The sequence below is a fragment of the Serratia sp. TSA_198.1 genome (assembly GCF_052686505.1).
In genome coordinates, this window is sequence record NZ_JBQZFP010000001.1 from 2,184,811 (window position 1) to 2,201,632 (window position 16,822).

Annotated in this window: 16 protein-coding genes and 1 other annotated feature; of the genes, 6 read left to right on the plus strand and 10 right to left on the minus strand. The window is 56.9% G+C overall.

Translation table 11 applies throughout. From position 1 onward, the window contains the following. Window positions 1-41 precede the first annotated feature (41 nt). The 3 genes from dnaX to ACUTSW_RS10500 all read right to left on the minus strand — a co-directional run bounded on the left by dnaX (window position 42) and on the right by ACUTSW_RS10500 (window position 3,339). The gene (dnaX, locus tag ACUTSW_RS10490) at window positions 42-1,991 is read right to left on the minus strand and encodes a DNA polymerase III subunit gamma/tau (RefSeq protein WP_445584340.1); all 1,950 of its coding nucleotides are present in this window, start codon (window positions 1,989-1,991) and stop codon (window positions 42-44) included. After that, window positions 645-709 (minus strand) — a sequence feature (DnaX frameshifting element). (Overlaps the previous gene by 65 nt.) Window positions 1,992-2,083: 92 nt before the next feature. After that, the gene (apt, locus tag ACUTSW_RS10495) at window positions 2,084-2,635 is read right to left on the minus strand and encodes an adenine phosphoribosyltransferase (RefSeq protein ID WP_004949374.1); all 552 of its coding nucleotides are present in this window, start codon (window positions 2,633-2,635) and stop codon (window positions 2,084-2,086) included. 323 nt (window positions 2,636-2,958) lie between these two features. Then, window positions 2,959-3,339: a DUF454 family protein gene (locus tag ACUTSW_RS10500; RefSeq protein ID WP_063198021.1), complete on the minus strand. Its 381-nt coding sequence runs from the start codon at window positions 3,337-3,339 to the stop codon at window positions 2,959-2,961. Between the two features lie 150 nt (window positions 3,340-3,489). On the opposite strand from ACUTSW_RS10500, the gene priC reads away from it, so the two are divergent. Together priC and rsmS are read left to right on the plus strand one after the other, a co-directional pair. Then, window positions 3,490-4,026, plus strand: coding sequence for a primosomal replication protein PriC (gene priC, locus ACUTSW_RS10505; RefSeq protein WP_004949371.1), 537 nt, complete (start codon window positions 3,490-3,492; stop codon window positions 4,024-4,026). Window positions 4,027-4,135: 109 nt separating this feature from the next. Beyond that, window positions 4,136-4,315 (plus strand): pleiotropic regulatory protein RsmS, encoded by a 180-nt coding sequence (rsmS, locus tag ACUTSW_RS10510; RefSeq protein ID WP_004949369.1) that lies wholly within the window; start codon window positions 4,136-4,138, stop codon window positions 4,313-4,315. Window positions 4,316-4,360: 45 nt separating this feature from the next. On the opposite strand, the gene mscK is transcribed toward rsmS, so the two are convergent. From mscK to acrR, 3 genes are all read right to left on the minus strand, one after another. Next, window positions 4,361-7,747 (minus strand): mechanosensitive channel MscK, encoded by a 3,387-nt coding sequence (gene mscK / locus ACUTSW_RS10515; RefSeq protein WP_445584341.1) that lies wholly within the window; start codon window positions 7,745-7,747, stop codon window positions 4,361-4,363. Between the two features lie 100 nt (window positions 7,748-7,847). Further along, on the minus strand, window positions 7,848-8,201 hold the full coding sequence (locus ACUTSW_RS10520; protein ID WP_006323985.1) for a DsrE/DsrF/TusD sulfur relay family protein: 354 nt from the start codon (window positions 8,199-8,201) through the stop codon (window positions 7,848-7,850). A 13-nt stretch (window positions 8,202-8,214) separates the two neighbouring features. Beyond that, complete coding sequence (gene acrR / locus ACUTSW_RS10525) at window positions 8,215-8,895, minus strand: multidrug efflux transporter transcriptional repressor AcrR (protein WP_445584342.1); 681 nt, start codon at window positions 8,893-8,895, stop codon at window positions 8,215-8,217. Between the two features lie 142 nt (window positions 8,896-9,037). On the opposite strand from acrR, the gene sdeX reads away from it, so the two are divergent. From sdeX to ykgO, 4 genes are all read left to right on the plus strand, one after another. Then, window positions 9,038-10,225, plus strand: coding sequence for a multidrug efflux RND transporter periplasmic adaptor subunit SdeX (gene sdeX, locus ACUTSW_RS10530; protein WP_006323983.1), 1,188 nt, complete (start codon window positions 9,038-9,040; stop codon window positions 10,223-10,225). A gap of 17 nt (window positions 10,226-10,242) precedes the next feature. Further along, the gene (gene sdeY, locus ACUTSW_RS10535; RefSeq protein ID WP_445584343.1) at window positions 10,243-13,389 is read left to right on the plus strand and encodes a multidrug efflux RND transporter permease subunit SdeY; all 3,147 of its coding nucleotides are present in this window, start codon (window positions 10,243-10,245) and stop codon (window positions 13,387-13,389) included. Between the two features lie 180 nt (window positions 13,390-13,569). Then, window positions 13,570-13,824: a type B 50S ribosomal protein L31 gene (locus ACUTSW_RS10540; protein WP_004949355.1), complete on the plus strand. Its 255-nt coding sequence runs from the start codon at window positions 13,570-13,572 to the stop codon at window positions 13,822-13,824. Window positions 13,825-13,836: 12 nt separating this feature from the next. Continuing rightward, the gene (gene ykgO, locus ACUTSW_RS10545) at window positions 13,837-13,977 is read left to right on the plus strand and encodes a type B 50S ribosomal protein L36 (RefSeq protein WP_434462488.1); all 141 of its coding nucleotides are present in this window, start codon (window positions 13,837-13,839) and stop codon (window positions 13,975-13,977) included. Window positions 13,978-14,091: 114 nt separating this feature from the next. Here the strand turns inward: ykgO and ACUTSW_RS10550 are convergent, their stop codons facing one another. From ACUTSW_RS10550 to ACUTSW_RS10565, 4 genes are read right to left on the minus strand one after another with little or no spacing between them, the layout of a single operon-like run. Further along, a complete protein-coding gene (locus tag ACUTSW_RS10550) occupies window positions 14,092-14,970 on the minus strand; it encodes a metal ABC transporter substrate-binding protein (protein WP_445584344.1) in 879 nt (292 codons plus the stop codon). A gap of 25 nt (window positions 14,971-14,995) precedes the next feature. Then, on the minus strand, window positions 14,996-15,853 hold the full coding sequence (locus tag ACUTSW_RS10555; RefSeq protein ID WP_073439483.1) for a metal ABC transporter permease: 858 nt from the start codon (window positions 15,851-15,853) through the stop codon (window positions 14,996-14,998). Then, complete coding sequence (locus ACUTSW_RS10560) at window positions 15,850-16,563, minus strand: metal ABC transporter ATP-binding protein (RefSeq protein WP_445584345.1); 714 nt, start codon at window positions 16,561-16,563, stop codon at window positions 15,850-15,852. Before ACUTSW_RS10560 ends, ACUTSW_RS10555 begins: the two co-directional genes overlap by 4 nt. Then, entirely contained in the window at window positions 16,560-16,748 is a 189-nt protein-coding gene (locus tag ACUTSW_RS10565; RefSeq protein WP_445584346.1) for a hypothetical protein, read from the minus strand. Before ACUTSW_RS10565 ends, ACUTSW_RS10560 begins: the two co-directional genes overlap by 4 nt. Window positions 16,749-16,822: the final 74 nt, after the last annotated feature.

Below are 16,822 nucleotides of genomic sequence, written 5' to 3' on the forward strand. Positions count from 1 at the left end.
AGTCGTCTCTCGTCGCTAGGGCCGCGCACTTTGCGCAGCGTTTAAAGGGGGCGAATACTCTCTTCATCCAGATCCGCGTCGAAGAACCGGCGCAGCGTCTGGATATTGGTATCCGCAACGATGGACTGACGCGCCTGCGCCAGTTTTTCTTCATAAATGGCTTGTCGCCACTCCAGCGGAGTCCGCTCCGCTGGATTATCATCTTCCACCACGGTCAACTCAACCGGGCTGCCGTACAACTCGCTGAGCGCGTCAGTCAGCACCTTCTGCGCCGAAGGCGAGTTCAGATGGCGCTGCGAAGACCGCAGGCGGAGACAAATTTTGCCGGGTTCCAGCTGTTGTTTCACGGCGTTCAACGCCAGTTGCTGCACCAGTTTCGGGATTTTCAGCTTATCGATCTCTGCCGCCCAGGGGTCACGCTCGAGCGACTCAACCACCAGTTTGGCCGACAGCTCGGGCGTTTTCTCATGCTCAAGTGCGGTGCGCAACGCTTTCGGCGTCGCCAGCGGTTCCGGCTCCGGTTCCGGCTCGGTCAACGCCCGCCAACGGTAGGCTTCCGGTTTGGCCGGTTTTTCCTGCACCTGTTTTTCCGCCAGGCGCTGCTGGCTGCGCTCAGTCACTGAAGCCAAGCGCTCCAGTGCTGAGTTTGCCGGCCGCGCTTTTCCAGGCGCCGCCGGCTCATTCTTTTTTGGTGTGGATGCTCCCTGCCGCAGCAGTTGGGTGCGCGCTTTTAATAACTGCGCGGTGGCATCCGGTAGATTCGCCGGTTGATTGTTTTGCGGTGCGGCCTGCCCTAACGGCGGTGGCGCATCCTGAAACTGTGGCGGCTGGGCAGAGGGGGCCCGCGGCTGCGCCATCTGCGCAGGGGCAATTTGCACCGGCGCCACCGGCTCCGGGATCACCGCTTTCGGGTGAAACGCCAACGCACGCAGCAGGGTCATCTCAACCCCCATGCGGCGATCCGGCGCAAAAGCCAGCTCTTTGCGCCCTACCAGCAGCGTTTGGTAATAAAGCTGTACGTCAGTCGGCGGCAAGGTACGCGCCAGTTCACGCAGCCTTTGTTCAATAGCGGCGTAATGATTATCCAGTACCGACGGCAGCAATTGCACCATCGCAATGCGGTGCAACAGCGCCAGCGTCTCGATCAGCAAATTCTCCCAATCTACGCCGCGGGAAGCCGCCTGCGCGACCTGCGCCATGACCTTTTCGCCGTCTGCGCTAACCAGCGCCTCAAGGATGGCCAACGGCTGTTCGTCGTCCAGCGTGCCCAGCATCTGACTGACGGTGGCGGTCGTCACCTGACCTTGCCCCATGGCAATCGCCTGGTCGGTCAGGCTGAGCGCGTCGCGCATACTGCCGTCGGCGGCGCGCGCCAACAGTTGCAACGCACGTTGATCGCTGGTGATGTTTTCCGCCTGCAACACCGTTTCCAGTTGGTTGCGGATCTGATCGACATCCAGCGCTTTGAGATGGAATTGCAGGCAGCGTGACAGAATGGTCACCGGCAGCTTTTGCGGATCGGTGGTCGCCAGCAGGAACTTCACGTGCGAAGGCGGCTCTTCCAGCGTTTTCAACAGCGCATTGAAGCTGTGACGCGAGAGCATGTGCACTTCGTCAATCAGGTAAACTTTGAAACGGCCGCGGGCGGGCGCGTATTGGACGTTATCCAGCAGATCGCGGGTGTCTTCCACCTTGGTTCTGGACGCGGCGTCGATCTCGATCAGATCGACAAAACGCCCCTGCTCAATCTCGCGGCAGTTATCGCATTGGCCGCACGGGGTCGCGGTGATGCCGGTTTCACAGTTCAGGCCTTTGGCCAGCAGGCGCGCAATGGTGGTTTTACCCACGCCGCGCGTGCCTGAAAACAGATAGGCGTGATGAATCCGCCCCAGCGAGAGGCCGTTGGCCAGCGCCGTCAGGACGTGCTCTTGTCCGACAACATCTGCAAACGTTTGAGGGCGCCACTTACGGGCAAGAACCTGATAGCTCATTAATACCGGAGAAGTCGAGGAATCTAGAGGGTCATGCTAACACAGCCCCGCGGCGATCCGCGAGGCCGTTGTGGCATTGGGACAATGCAGGATCAGTGGCCTGCGAAGCAGACCAGGCTGTAGCATTCGATGCCCTGCTTATTTAAACGCGCTTCGCCGCCGAGCTCCGGCAGATTGATGATGAAAGCGGCGTCTTTAACTTCCCCGCCCAGGCGGCGGATCAGTTTCGCGGTGGCCTCAATGGTACCGCCGGTCGCCAGCAGATCGTCAACCACCAGCACTTTATCGCCGGCCACGATGGCGTCGGTGTGGATTTCCAATTGATCGGTGCCGTATTCCAGCTCATAGCTCTCGCTGAGGGTCGCGCGCGGCAGCTTGCCCGGCTTGCGTACCGGCACAAAACCCACGCCCAACGCCAACGCCACCGGAGCACCAAACAGGAAACCGCGCGCTTCGGTGCCCACCACTTTGGTCACGCCCGCATCGCGATAGCGCTCAACCAGCAATTCAATGCTGGCCGCGTAAGCCAGCGGGTTTTCCAGCAGGCTGGTGACGTCACGGAACAGTATGCCCGGCTTCGGGTAATCCGGAATGGTTTTGATACTGTCTTTAATAAACTGAAGCTGCTGCGCAGTAGCGGTCATAATTGTTGCCTGATAAAACTACCTGAAGACTTGCGCACAAACTGCATTACCCAGCCCGGTATAAAGAAGGAATGGGAAGCAACTCGCGCACGAAAACGCCCAAATCTATGCAAACTGGCGGACAAATGCAACCATCCCCGTCATCTTTCAAGTTACAGCGTTGTTATCCGCACTCGCCCATCGCCAGTGACTTGCCTGAGTAAGCCTCTGGGGATGAGCGAGCGGATCGCCTGGCTGCGTTAGAGAGGGATGCACAAATGCCGCGAGCGCATGAATGTGCAGGAGCGGCCGACTTGAAAGCCCCAGGGCATAATAAGACAGGATCAGCGCTGTTTTTGTTGCGACAGATCAACAACCGGTAGACGCAGCATAAAGGTCAGCAGAATAGCCAGCATCAGCAACAACACCCCGCGCACCCACCAGAGTTTAACCAGCCACAGCGAAACCGCAAACGTCAGCACAATCACCGCTACCGCCTTCCCTTTGGCCCCTGGCGGCAACGCACGATGCTGTTGCCAATGGCGCAGATAAGGGCCGAACCAGGAACGATACAGCAGCCAATGGTGAAAGCGCGGCGATGAGCGGGCAAAACACCAGGCGGCCAGCAGCAGAAATGGCGTGGTCGGCAGCAGCGGCAGCACCACGCCCAGCGTCGCCAGTACCACCGCCAACCAACCGAGGATAATCAATAACCAACGCGTCATGCGAGCCCTTGTCCGCTAGTCTGTCTGGCGTTACTTTATCACCCTCCTCCCCTGCGCCACCAGCCGCAATGGCCGGAATATGCGCGCCGCGCTTGTTTCACGGCGGGATCGCGGGCAAGCTGAGCCCTGTGAAATTTGAATGGAGCCAACGTGAGCACTCACCGTCTATTACAGGTGTTAGAACAGCAGATCGCGGCCTTGGCCGCCGAGGTGACGCCGCGTGGCGACGCCCCTATCCCTCAGGCGCGCTTTGACGCCGCGCTGTTTTCCAATCGCGGCACCCGGCTGCGTGATTATCTGGCAGAAGTGCAAAGGAACTTCGCCCAGTTGCAGACGGCAGCCAACGACAGCCGCATCAGTCAGGTCGCCTTTCTGGCAGAGAAGCTGGTGGCCCAGATCACCGCTCTGCAGCGCGAACTGGCGACGCAGGCGTTGCGCCGTAAAAATCAGCCGAAAGAAGTGGTGGCGGTCGATTTGTATCACAAGCTGGCCGAGCATCAGGATTATGAACGCCGGTTAATGTCGATGATTCAGGATCGGGAAAGCCTGCTGGGCAGACAGACCACATTCGCAGCGCAGCAAAAATTGCAGCACGAATTGGCGGCATTGGAAGGCAGGTTGGTGCGTTGTCGACAGGCGCTGGCGCGCATTGAGCGCAGCATCGAGCGTAAAGAAAACGGTTTTTGAAGATTTATCACAATACTTTAATGATTATTCCCTGCCGCACGCCTTGTTCACTATACTCAGCCGAAGCGACACCTTATTCATTCACCTACTAAACAAAAATGTTGGTTTTATGTCTCTAGATAATGCCTCACCAGAATTGCAGCTGGCGGTAGACCTGATTTACCTGCTGGAATGTAACGAGATCGATCCAGCCATCGCGCTGGCGGCGCTGGATATTGTCAAACGGGACTATCAGGAAAAACTGCAACGCAACGGCGTCACCACGCCTTACCTGCCCGCCGGGCAGTAAAAAGGGTTCAGCCTTGAATTGAACTGAACCCTCGCTTTCATCCCATTATCCAGCCGACGGGCTGCCCTCATCCTGCGACAGCGTCCGTTTCACTTCCTGTACCTCGTTACCCTGCTGGTTGTGCAAATATACCTCCAGCTGGTTGAAGGCGATATTAATGTCGTTCTCCCGGCACAGGCGATCGATCGAGCGGTTCAGCTCATCGACGGTATAGCTGCGGTCACGCAATTCACGAACATAAAGACGCAATTCGTGATCCAGCGTACTGGCGCCAAAGTTAAGGAAGAAAACCTGCGGTTCCGGATCGGTCATCACCCGCGGATTATCATGCGCAGCCTGCAACAGCACCGCTTTCACCTTGTCCAGATCGGAACCGTACGCCACCCCAACCTTGATCAACACCCGGGTAATGGTGTCTGACAGCGACCAGTTGATCAGCCTCTCGGTAACGAACGCCTTGTTCGGGATGATCACCTCTTTACGATCGAAATCGGTAATGGTGGTGGCGCGAATGCGGATTTTGCTGACCGAGCCGGAGAAGGTGCCGATAGTAATGGTGTCGCCGATGCGGATCGGCCGCTCGAACAAAATGATCAGGCCAGAAACAAAGTTGGCGAAAATCTCCTGCAGGCCGAAGCCCAGACCGACGGTCAACCCGGCGGCCAGCCATTGCAGCTTGTCCCAGGACACGCCCAGCGATCCGAGCGCGGTAACGGCGCCCACGGTGGTGATCAGGTAGGTCAGTATGGTGGTGATGGCGTAAGACGCCCCTTGCCGCAGTTGCAGCCGCGACAGCACCACCACCTCCAGCAGACCGGGCAGGTTGCGCGTCATGACATAGGCGACGATCACCGCCGCGATGGCCACCATCATGTTGCCCAGCGTCACCGCCTGCGGCACGCTGCCGCCGGCAACGGTGGTGGTGTAATGCCACAGCGTGATGCTGTCCAGATACGAAATCACCGTCACCAGATCTGACCAAATGCCGTAGAAGGCGCAGGCAAAGATGATGAACAGCGCCATGGTGGTCAGACGCAGCGACTGCTGGTTGATCTGATCCAGCGCCAAAGGCGCCTCCTCGACAGGTTCCCCGCCTTCAGCCCCCTCTTTCGCCAGGCTCTGGCGACGCGCCAGCGCGCGGCGGTAAGCCAAGCGACGTGCCGCAACGCTCAGGCCGCGAATGGCGGTCAGATAAACGATGTTCCACAGGAAGAACAGATACAGGCTGTCGATCCAGCGGCCGGCCAGACGCAACGTGGTGTAGAAATAACCGGCGAACATCAGGCCGAGCAGGATTAGCGGCGTGGCGGCAATGGCGGTGATGACCACCAGTTGCACCGCGTGCGAACCTTTCTCGCGCCAGCCGTCGCGGCACAGCGGAAACACCAGCACGGCAAGCAGCGCCAGCGTCAACATCACCACCACCTGGCCAATAACGTCCTCCACCAGCCGCAGCGGCGCTTTCTCGCCCAGCACCGACCAGAAGATCAGCGGCAGCAGCGCCAACCCCAGGCGCAGGGTCTGCCGGCGGTAGTGCGCGCACAGTCCGGTGGAAAAGTTGAAGTGGCGCTCGGTAACGCCGCCCGGCGCCAGCGTACGGTAGGTAAAACCGAAAATCAGCCAGAACAGCGCCAGCTGTTGCGACAGTGCCCACAGAAAATCGCTGAGGCCGATTTCCGCGCGGTAGCACCAGAAACCGGCACCCAGCAGCAGCGCCGAGCCGGGCAGCACTTTCAGCAAGGTCAGCATAATGGCCTTCGGCGTGTGCAGTTGGCTGTCGCGTTTTAGCTGCCCGACATCATTAGCCAGCTTTTGCAGGTGCGTATCGATCAGCTTGTAGCGCCAGCGCAGCAAGGCTATCAGAATCAGCATCGGGATGAGGAACACCAACGCATTCAACCCGCCCTGCAGCATTTTGCCAGTGTCCAGTTTGAAATCGAGTGCGGCAATCTGATCTTTGACCGCGCCCGGCAAGGCTTTCAACCACGCCAGATCTATCGGTTTGTTGCTGTTAACCCAGAATATCTGCTGGGTCAGCGTATCTTGCAACGAGCTGTAAACGCTGGTCAGTTGCTGCTGGTTAATCTGCAAGCTGATCGACTGCGCAAGCTGGTTGCTGAGCTGCTTATTCAACTGATCCAACAGCTCACGGCGCATATCAACGATTTCGTTCAGCGCATCAAGCACGTCCGCACTGGCTTTCTCTTTGCTGTCGACAAGCAGCTTATTGATGTAGTCGTCGCCCTTGAACAGGTCGTCGCGCTGCTGGTTGATATCAAACTGCTCCAGGCGCAAATCGGCGATTCGCGTGCCCATATCCGCCACCAACGTGCCCTGCGGCAAGTTTTGCTGCTGCTGGTAGAGAATGCGCGACAGCACCAGGCTGCCTTTCAGCACCTGGATCTGCTCCTTCAGGTTACGCTCCGACTGCAGGCCGCGATCGAGCCAGTTCTTTACCCGAATATTCTGTTGAAACAGTATGTTGCTCTCTTCCGTAGCGGCAATCAGCCGCTGGCTGAGTTGGCGATTGACGTCCAGCTCTTTACTGACCAGCTTATCCTGTTGGATGTCCGTGGCGTCTTCCGGATTCTGCGCCTCTTTGGCGGTTTTTTCAGACAGCGTCAGGCGTTTGCTGTTAACCACTTCTTGCAGCAACTGCACCGATCGGTCCAACGCGTCGATGTGCCCGGTGGTGTAATCGCGCTGTTTCTGTAGCAGGTCCTGCAAAGTGGTGTTGGCTTCCAGGCTCCTGCGCTGCAGATCAATCTGCGCATTGAGCAACACCTGCTCCGTTGCCAACATCACCTGCTGGCTGTCGCGCAGCGAGTTTTGGCCCGGCGTCTGGTCGTTGAGCTGGTTACGGATCTCCTGCAGACGCTGCGACGCGGTATACATGCTGCTTTGCACCCGTTCCGGCTGGGTCTGCAGCGAAACCAGTTGGCTGTTATAGGCGGAGAGGTTTTCCTGCGCGGTTTGCAGTTCGTCCAGCGTCTGGTAAAGGCGGGTTTCCAGCTGACGCAGGGAAAGCGGCAGCAGATCGGCTCTGGCGGCCGCGCTATCCACAGGGACTTTCAGCGCATCCAGATCCTCGGTCACCTGGCGTAGCTTGCCCGGCGCCAACTGCAACTGCTGTTTAAGCTCAGCGCCATCCTGTTTGACGCGTTCGATGGCGTCCAGCAGTTCGAGCGTGCGCGTTAGATCCTGCTGGGTGAGCTTATTGACCGGCGTCAGCGTCTTTTGCTTATTCAGCGCATCAAGCTGGTTTTGAATTTCACTGCGCGACGGCGCATCGCCGTTCAACGCCGCATGGGCAACAGGCTGGCAGACCGCACAAATGGCGATCAATAAAAACAGAGCGAGGGCGCGGGAGATATCCCCCCCGAAGAACGAGGGTAACGTCAGAAAAGGACGTTTAGCTAACCTGCGATGCATGATTTGACTTCGAATCAATAATGAAGCCGAAAGATTATCACGATCGCAGATAGCCAACGAATAAGAAAAACGTTGCTGGTGATGTACAGATGTAGCGGGATCAGAACGTCAGTACTTTCTCGGCGGCCAGCGTCCATTGCGCCAGTTCCACCAGCGTACCGATTTCCACCCCGTCTGCCAGCGGCAACCGGCTGACGCCACGCGCGTCGGCGCAGGTTTTACACAATTTTACCGGCACTTGCTGTGCGGTGAGGATCTCCAGCATCTGCTGCAAATGATAACCTTCGTGCGGCTGTTGCCCGGCGAGGCCGGCCACCACCGCGTCTGACATCAAAAACAGTTTCAGATTGAGATCGGCCTGCTGCTCTTTCAGCGCAATGCCCAGACGCAAGGCGTTAAACAGTGATTCCTGGCCATAGGCCGCGCCACTGGCGATCAACACAACGGATGACATGGTGCATCTCCTTTTAAGGATGACAGTCGGCACAGTACGGCTCAGCCGCCTGCTCTTCCGGTTTGACCCTTAAGGTCGGGCAGAATTGGGTCATTTCGAGGAATGAATCGACCAGGGCTGCCGCTTCGGCTTTCAGATCAAAACTTTCCGGCATAAAAAGCCAGTTTTCCATCAGGCCGGTGATATAAGCGCGCAGGATAATCGCCGCCCGGCGGGTATTGAGATCGGCGGGAAGTTGGCCGTGGCGCATGCTATTGCGCAGCACCGACTCGATACGCTCGTAGCCTTCCAAACTAAGCACTTTACGCGCGTCCTGCAGCGGCATCATTTCACCGACAAATTCGCATTTGTGGAATACGATTTCCATCAGCGCTCGCCGGCGGCCGTCATCGACCGTCGCCGTCAGTATATAAATTAGTATTTCACGTAAAATACGCAGTGGATTATCAGGGTACTTTGCCTGATACTCTATTTCGAGATCGCCTATTTTCGACTCTGACAATTCCCAAACTTCGTTAAACAGGTCTACCTTATTCTTGAAGTGCCAATAAATAGCACCACGCGTAACACCGGCAGCGGTGGCAATATCTGTCAGTGACGTTGCAGAAACGCCACGTTCAGAAAATTCCTGCACCGCAGCATCAAGAATGTGCTGTCGAGTTTCTAGCGCCTGCTGTTTGGTTTTTCGTGCCATGGCGTTGTTTTTTCGGGGGAGTGTGATTTACATACATTCGCGTATGTATGTACCATAGCACGCACATATAATTAACGCAGCAATGGGTTTTAAAGCTTGTGATCCATTGATCATTTTGAAATCGGACACTTGAGGTTTTTCTATGAACAAAAACAGAGGGTTAACGCCTCTGGCGGCAGTTCTGATGCTTTCAGGCAGCTTAGTACTTACAGGATGTAACGATAAGGAAACCCAACAACAAGGCGCCCAACCACCGGCTCCCGAAGTGGGCGTAGTGACATTGAAGGCCGAGCCTCTCAACATTACTACCGATCTTCCTGGCCGCACTGCTGCGTATCGTATCGCCGAAGTTCGCCCTCAGGTCAGCGGCATCATCCTGAAGCGCAATTTTGTTGAAGGCAGTGACATCAAGGCAGGTTTTTCCCTGTATCAGATCGATCCCGCCACCTATCAGGCAACCTATGACAGCGCCAAAGGCGACCTGGCCAAATCTCAAGCCAGCGCTTCGATCGCGCGCGTAACGGTGAACCGCTACAAACCCTTGCTGGGCACCAACTACATCAGTAAGCAGGATTACGATACCGCAGTTTCCACGCTGCAGCAGGCAGAAGCCGCCGTGGTGGCCTCGAAAGCCGCAGTGGAAACCGCACGCATCAACCTGGCTTACACCAAAGTGACCTCGCCGATCTCCGGCCGCATCGGCAAATCCGCCGTGACCGAAGGCGCGCTGGTTTCCAACGGTCAAGCCACCGCGCTGTCTACCGTGCAACAGCTGGATCCGATGTACGTGGACGTGACTCAGTCAAGCAACGATTTCCTGCGTCTGAAGCAAGAACTGGCCAGCGGCGCGCTGAAACAGGAAAACGGCAAAGCCAAGGTGAAATTGCTGCTGGAAAACGGCACGGAATACGCCCAGGAAGGCACGCTGGAATTCTCTGACGTTACCGTTGATGAAACCACCGGTTCCATCACCATTCGCGCATTGTTCCCTAACCCGAACGATACGCTGTTGCCGGGCATGTTCGTTCGCGCCCGTCTGGACGAAGGCGTTCGCAGCGATGCATTGCTGGTACCGCAACAGGGCGTGACGCGTAACCCGCGCGGCGAAGCTACCGCCATGGTGGTGGGTGCTGACGATAAAGTCGAGTTGCGTACGCTGAAAGCGGATCAGGCTATCGGCGACAAATGGCTGGTTACCGACGGTTTGAAAGCCGGCGATCGCGTGATTGTCACCGGCCTGATGAAAGTTCGCCCGGGCGCTCAGGTAAAAGTGCAGGAAGTTGACACTCAGGCGCAAAAACAGCCGCAGTCTGAAGCGCAGAAGTCATAAAAAGGAGCCGGTAAGACATGGCTAAGTTCTTTATAGATCGCCCGATTTTCGCCTGGGTAATCGCCATCATCGTCATGTTGGCGGGGGTGCTTGCAATAATGAAACTGCCGATCGCGCAGTATCCCACTATTGCACCACCGGCGGTGAGTATTTCCGCCAACTATCCAGGCGCGGATGCAAAAACGGTGCAGGACACCGTGACCCAGATTATCGAACAGAACATGAACGGTATCGATAATCTGATGTACATGTCCTCCACCAGTGATTCCTCTGGTAGCGTCACCATTACGCTGACATTCAACTCCGGCACCGACCCTGACATCGCGCAGGTTCAGGTCCAGAACAAACTGTCGCTGGCCACGCCGCTGTTACCGCAAGAAGTGCAGCAGCAAGGCCTGAAAGTAGAAAAATCCAGCAGCAGCTTCCTGATGGTAGCCGGCTTCATTTCCGACGATCCGAGCATGACTCAGGACGACATCGCGGACTATGTAGCCTCAAATATCAAGGATCCTATCAGCCGTTCACAAGGTGTGGGTGAGGTGCAACTGTTTGGTGCACAGTACGCCATGCGCATCTGGCTGGATCCGGGCAAGCTGAACAATTTCCAACTGACCACGACGGATGTGACGTCAGCCATCACCGAGCAGAACAACCAGATCGCCGCAGGGCAATTGGGTGGGATGCCACCGGTACCGGGCCAGCAGCTTAACGCCTCAATCATCGCGCAGACCCGTCTGACCTCTCCTGAAGAGTTCGGCAAAATTCTGCTTAAGGTGAATACGGACGGTTCGCAGGTTCGCCTGAAAGACGTAGCGCGTATTGAGCGTGGCGGCGAAAGCTATGCCGTAACCGCACGTTACAACGGCAAACCGGCGGCGGGTCTGGGTATCAAATTGGCTACCGGCGCCAACGCCCTGAACACCGCCAAAGCGGTAAAAGACGCGTTAACCAAGATGCAGCCGTTCTTCCCTCAGGGGATGAAAGTGGTTTATCCGTACGACACCACCCCGTTCGTCAAGATTTCGATCAACGAAGTGGTGAAAACGCTGTTCGAAGCGATCGTTCTGGTATTCCTGGTCATGTATCTGTTCCTGCAGAACTTCCGCGCGACGCTGATCCCAACCATCGCGGTACCGGTCGTCTTGCTGGGCACCTTTGCAATACTGGCGGCCTTTGGCTTCTCGATAAACACCCTGACGATGTTCGGCATGGTGCTGGCGATAGGCTTGCTGGTGGATGACGCCATCGTGGTGGTGGAGAACGTCGAGCGCGTAATGTCCGAAGAGGGGCTACCGCCGAAAGAAGCGACCAAGAAATCGATGGAGCAGATCCAGGGTGCGTTGGTCGGTATCGCCATGGTGCTGTCAGCGGTATTCGTACCTATGGCATTCTTCGGCGGTTCAACCGGTGCAATCTATCGTCAGTTCTCCATCACCATCGTTTCCGCGATGGCACTGTCGGTGCTGGTGGCGTTGATTCTGACGCCGGCGCTGTGCGCCACCCTGCTGAAACCGGTGCACAAAGGCGACCACGGGGCTAAAACCGGCTTCTTCGGCTGGTTTAACCGCATGTTCGAAAAGAGTACCCACCACTACACCGACAGCGTAGCCAGTATCCTGCGCAGCACCGGTCGCTATCTGGTGATCTACCTGCTAATCGTCGTCGGCATGGGCTTGCTGTTCCTGCGCCTGCCGTCCTCGTTCCTGCCGGAAGAAGACCAGGGCATCCTGCTGACCATGGTGCAGTTGCCTGCGGGCGCCACCGAGGCTCGAACCTCGAAAGTGCTGCAAGAAGTCACCGACTACTTCATGACCAAAGAAAAGGACAACGTGGTGTCGGTGTTTACCGTTGCGGGCTTCGGCTTTAACGGTAACGGCCAGAACAACGGTCTGTCGTTCGTCAGCCTGAAAGACTGGTCCGAGCGTAGCGGAGAGCAGAATAAAGTGCCTGCGATTGCAGGCCGCGCCATGGGCGCGTTCTCGCAAATCAAAGACGGCCTGGTATTCCCGTTCAACCTGCCTGCGATTATCGAACTGGGTACCGCTACCGGTTTTGACTTCCAGCTGATTGACCAGGGTGGCCTGGGGCATGAAAAACTGACCGAAGCGCGTAACCAGCTGTTGGGCATGGCGGCCCAGCATCCGGACCTGCTGGTCGGCATGCGTCCTAACGGCCTGGAAGATACGCCGCAGTTCAAACTGATTATCGATCAGGAAAAAGCCAAGGCGTTGGGTGTCAGCATCACCACCATCAACAGCACGCTGACTACCGCGTTGGGTGGCTCGTACGTGAACGACTTCATCGACCGCGGTCGTGTGAAGAAGGTTTACGTGCAGGCTGAAGCACCGTTCCGTATGTTGCCTGAGGACATCAACAAGTGGTTTGTCCGTGGCACCAGTGGCCAGATGGTTCCGTTCTCCGCATTCTCTTCAGCGAAATGGGAGTACGGTTCACCGCGTCTGGAACGTTATAACGGCCTGCCTTCGATGGAAATTCTGGGTCAGGCGGCACCGGGTAAAAGTACCGGTGAAGCAATGAACATGATGGAAGAGCTGTCCTCCAAGCTGCCGAGCGGCATCGGTTACGACTGGACCGGTATGTCCTACCAGGAACGTCTGTCCGGCAACCAGGCCCCTGCCCTGTATGCCATCTCGATTCTGGTGGTGTTCTTGTGCCTGGCCGCGCTGTATGAAAGCTGGTCGATTCCGTTCTCGGTCATGTTGGTTCTGCCTCTGGGGGTTATCGGCGCGTTGCTGGCGGCCACCATGCGCGGCTTGAACAACGACGTTTACTTCCAGGTGGGGCTGCTGACCACCATCGGCCTGTCGGCGAAGAACGCCATCTTGATAGTGGAATTCGCCAAAGACCTGATGGATAAAGAAGGTAAAGGCCTGATAGAAGCCACGCTGGAAGCGGTGCGCATGCGTTTGCGCCCGATTCTGATGACTTCACTGGCCTTCATCCTCGGGGTACTGCCGCTGGTTATCAGCAGCGGTGCAGGCTCCGGCGCGCAAAACGCGGTAGGTACCGGCGTTATGGGCGGGATGATTACCGCTACCGTGCTGGCCATCTTCTTCGTTCCTGTCTTCTTCGTGGTGGTTCGCCGCCGCTTCAGCAAGAAGTCTGAAGATGTGGAACACAGCCATCCGGTTGAGCATCACTGATAACCCAGTGAGTGCTTACCACTGAACACAAAGGCCGCTTATGCGGCCTTTTTCTTTGGCTTCATCCGCTTAATGCAAACCACTCTCATTAATTCGCCTGTCGCTGCATTTTGTACTTGATCCGCTCTGCCGTGCGGCGCATAATTATTGTTATAGTATAACATCACATGAGAGAGCATCATGAAAGCAGGCATCCATCCAAACTACCGCACCGTGGTGTTCCACGATCTGAGTGCCAACACCTATTTTAAAGTGGGTTCGACCATTAATACCGATCGCACCATTGAACTCGATGGCGAAAACTGGCCGTACGTCACTATCGACGTCTCTTCCGCTTCGCATCCGTATTACACCGGCAAGCAGAAAGAGTTCTCCAAAGAAGGCAGCACCGCGCGCTTCCAGCAGCGTTTTGGCCGCTTCCTTGGCAGCAAATAAAAGGGAATCAACATGCAGGTTTTAAGTTCGTTGCGGTCGGCGAAGCAGCGCCATCCGGATTGCAAAGTCGTACGCCGTAATGGCCGTATCTATGTGATTTGTAAAAGCAACCCGCGCTTCAAAGCGGTGCAGGGACGCAAGAAAAAACGTTAACGTCTGAAGTGTCATCTGTCGCAAAGCCCCGTTGCTGCTCAACGGGGCTTTTTTATGGAGAAAGGAAACTGAAACGAGCCAGTGGCCCCGCCTTACCGGCAGGGCCGCTACGGTTTATTTCATGCTGCCTAACAGCGTATCGACATTGTGCCGGAACGCCTGTACATAGGTCGCCGCCGGCCCTTGCGGTTTGGACAGCGCCTCTGGATACAGTTCACCGCCGGCTTTCGCGCCGGTGGCGGCGGCAATCTGTTTCACCAGCCGCGGATCGGTTTGGTTTTCAATAAAGTAGGCATTAACCTTCTCCTGTTTGATCTGCTTAATCAAACCGGCCACGTCGCTGGCGCTGGCTTCGGCCTCGGTAGAGAAACCGACCGGAGCAAGGAAAGTGACGCCATATTCTTGGCCAAAATAACCGAAAGCATCATGACTGGTCAGCACCTTGCGTTTTTGCTGCGGTACCGCGGCAAACTGGGTTTTGGCCCAGAGATCCAATTTCTGCAACTGCTGGATATATTCTGAACCGCGCTGGCGGAAATAGTTGGCGTCCTGCGGATCGGCGGCAATCAGCGCATTCATCACGTTGGTTGCGTATTGCACTCCGTTCTTCATGCTGTTCCAGGCATGGGGATCGGTGACCTCCTTGCCGTCTTCGCTCATCTGGCGGGTGTCGACCCCCTGCGATGCGGTAACCACCTGCCCTTTATACCCCGAGGCACCGACCAGGCGATCAATCCAGCCCTCCAGCCCAAGCCCGCTGACGAACACCACGTCAGCCTGCGACAACACCTTGCTGTCTTTCGGCGAAGGTTCGAAGCTGTGCGGATCGCCGTCCGGCCCCACTAACGTGGTGACCCTGACGTGTTCTCCCCCCACCTGCTTCACGATATCGCCGAGGATCGAAAAGCTGGCGACGGCATCAACGGTTTTCGCCATCGCCAATGGGCTGGACAGCAGAGCAGCGACTGCCAGCGAAATAGGTAAACGTTTCATACTTTCTCCTTGAACTTGGCACTTCTCAACGGCGCGCGAGAGAATAAATTCCCCCACGCGTCCCAAACAAAATCGACCCAAAAAAGATCACGCTGGCGCTGAGCACAATCGCCGGGCCGGCGGGCAATGACGCGTAATAAGACCATTCGAGGCCAATCAGGCTTGAGAGCATGCCAATCCCCATCGCCACCGCCAACGTATGCGGCAGATTACGCGCCCAGAAACGCGCGCTGGCGGCAGGCAGCATCATCAACCCCACCGACATCAGCGTGCCGAGGATTTGGAACCCCGCCACCAGATTTATCACCACCAGAGCCAGAAACAGCCCGTGTATCAGCGCCAGCCAGCGCGGCGCACTGACTCGCAAAAAGGTGGCGTCGAAAGATTCAATCACCAGGGCGCGATACAGCACCGCCAGTGCCAACAGCGAAAAACTGGCTATCGCACCCACCATCAAAATGGCGTTCGTATCTACCGCCAGAATCGAGCCGAACAGCACATGCAGCAGATCGACGCTGGAACCGCGCAGTGAGACCAGCGTCACCCCCAGCGCTAACGAACCCAGATAAAAACCGGCGAAACTGGCGTCTTCTTTCAGCGGCGTTCGGCGGCTGACCAGCCCGGAGAGCATCGCCACCGCTAGCCCGGCGATAAACCCGCCGACACCCATCGCCACCAGCGACATGCCTGAAATCAAATAGCCTATCGCCGCACCGGGCAGTACCGCGTGGGACAGCGCATCGCCAACCAGACTCATGCGCCGCAGTAACAGAAACACCCCCAACGGCGCTGCGCTGAGCGACAGCGCAAAACAGGCCACCAGCGCACGACGCATAAAGCCGAATGAGGCAAAGGGATCGATGAGAGGATCAAGCAGCATCATGGCGCTACCGCCCTCAGGCACTGGGGCCGACTGGCGACGTTCAGCGCCGGAATATGTTCCAGCACCCGCTCGGCATCGCCCCAATGGCAACACTGTGGCGTTAACAGCAACGCCTGAGGAAAATGATTGGCCACCATCGACATATCGTGCAACACGGCAATCACCGTTCGCCCCCGTTGGTGCAGTTGTGCGATCACTTGCAGCAATAATTGGGTGGTGGCGCTGTCGATGCCGGTAAAAGGTTCATCCAATAAAATCAACGGTGCCTGCTGGACCAGCAAGCGAGCAAACAGCACGCGTTGCAACTGACCACCTGAAAGTTCGCCTACCGGGCTTCTCGCCATCGACGCCATGCCCACGGTATCCAGCGCCTCGACAATCTGCAGCCCGGCGCGCTTGTTCAGCCCACGGAACATACCGCACTGCGGCCAGCTTCCCATTGCCACCAGATCGCTCACCAGGATCGGGAACTGACGATCCAGCTCAGCCTGCTGCGGCAGATATGCCATGCGCGGTAACTTGTTGCCGCTGAAAAGCAGGCTGCCGCTCTGCAAGGGTAAAAGCCCAGCCAAGGTTTTCAGCAACGTGGACTTGCCGGCACCGTTAACGCCAACCACCGCCGTCAAAGAGCCGGCAGCGAAATGTCCGCTAAGCGGTGGAAACAACGGAGTGCCACCGTAACCAACCACGGCCTGTTGTAGCGTAATCATGGCAGCAATACCGCCCAGAGAATGCCCAGCCACAACAGGGCCAACAATGCTGCCGCAATGCCGCAGCGTAATCCCGCCGATGCGGTGAACAGGGAATGCAGTGACGGCTCAGCGTCATGTTGATGGGGTGCGGATGTCAGTTTCATAGCCAAAGAGAAGAAAGATTGATTGTTATAGTATAACATCACAAAACCATCAACACCTCAAGCGCTCCTCCGGCGATTTATGTAACGGAACTTAACAAAGAAAGTTATGCTTG

Bases quoted from the DNA above. Each gene is read 5' to 3' on its own strand.
- dnaX (WP_445584340.1), bottom strand. From the start codon at position 1,991: ATGAGCTATCAGGTTCTTGCCCGTAAGTGGCGCCCTCAAACGTTTGCA.
- apt (WP_004949374.1), bottom strand. From the start codon at position 2,635: ATGACCGCTACTGCGCAGCAGCTTCAGTTTATTAAAGACAGTATCAAA.
- ACUTSW_RS10500 (WP_063198021.1), bottom strand. From the start codon at position 3,339: ATGACGCGTTGGTTATTGATTATCCTCGGTTGGTTGGCGGTGGTACTG.
- rsmS (WP_004949369.1), top strand. From the start codon at position 4,136: ATGTCTCTAGATAATGCCTCACCAGAATTGCAGCTGGCGGTAGACCTG.
- mscK (WP_445584341.1), bottom strand. From the start codon at position 7,747: ATGCATCGCAGGTTAGCTAAACGTCCTTTTCTGACGTTACCCTCGTTC.
- ACUTSW_RS10520 (WP_006323985.1), bottom strand. From the start codon at position 8,201: ATGTCATCCGTTGTGTTGATCGCCAGTGGCGCGGCCTATGGCCAGGAA.
- acrR (WP_445584342.1), bottom strand. From the start codon at position 8,895: ATGGCACGAAAAACCAAACAGCAGGCGCTAGAAACTCGACAGCACATT.
- sdeX (WP_006323983.1), top strand. From the start codon at position 9,038: ATGAACAAAAACAGAGGGTTAACGCCTCTGGCGGCAGTTCTGATGCTT.
- sdeY (WP_445584343.1), top strand. From the start codon at position 10,243: ATGGCTAAGTTCTTTATAGATCGCCCGATTTTCGCCTGGGTAATCGCC.
- ACUTSW_RS10540 (WP_004949355.1), top strand. From the start codon at position 13,570: ATGAAAGCAGGCATCCATCCAAACTACCGCACCGTGGTGTTCCACGAT.
- ykgO (WP_434462488.1), top strand. From the start codon at position 13,837: ATGCAGGTTTTAAGTTCGTTGCGGTCGGCGAAGCAGCGCCATCCGGAT.
- ACUTSW_RS10550 (WP_445584344.1), bottom strand. From the start codon at position 14,970: ATGAAACGTTTACCTATTTCGCTGGCAGTCGCTGCTCTGCTGTCCAGC.
- ACUTSW_RS10555 (WP_073439483.1), bottom strand. From the start codon at position 15,853: ATGATGCTGCTTGATCCTCTCATCGATCCCTTTGCCTCATTCGGCTTT.
- ACUTSW_RS10560 (WP_445584345.1), bottom strand. From the start codon at position 16,563: ATGATTACGCTACAACAGGCCGTGGTTGGTTACGGTGGCACTCCGTTG.
- ACUTSW_RS10565 (WP_445584346.1), bottom strand. From the start codon at position 16,748: ATGTTATACTATAACAATCAATCTTTCTTCTCTTTGGCTATGAAACTG.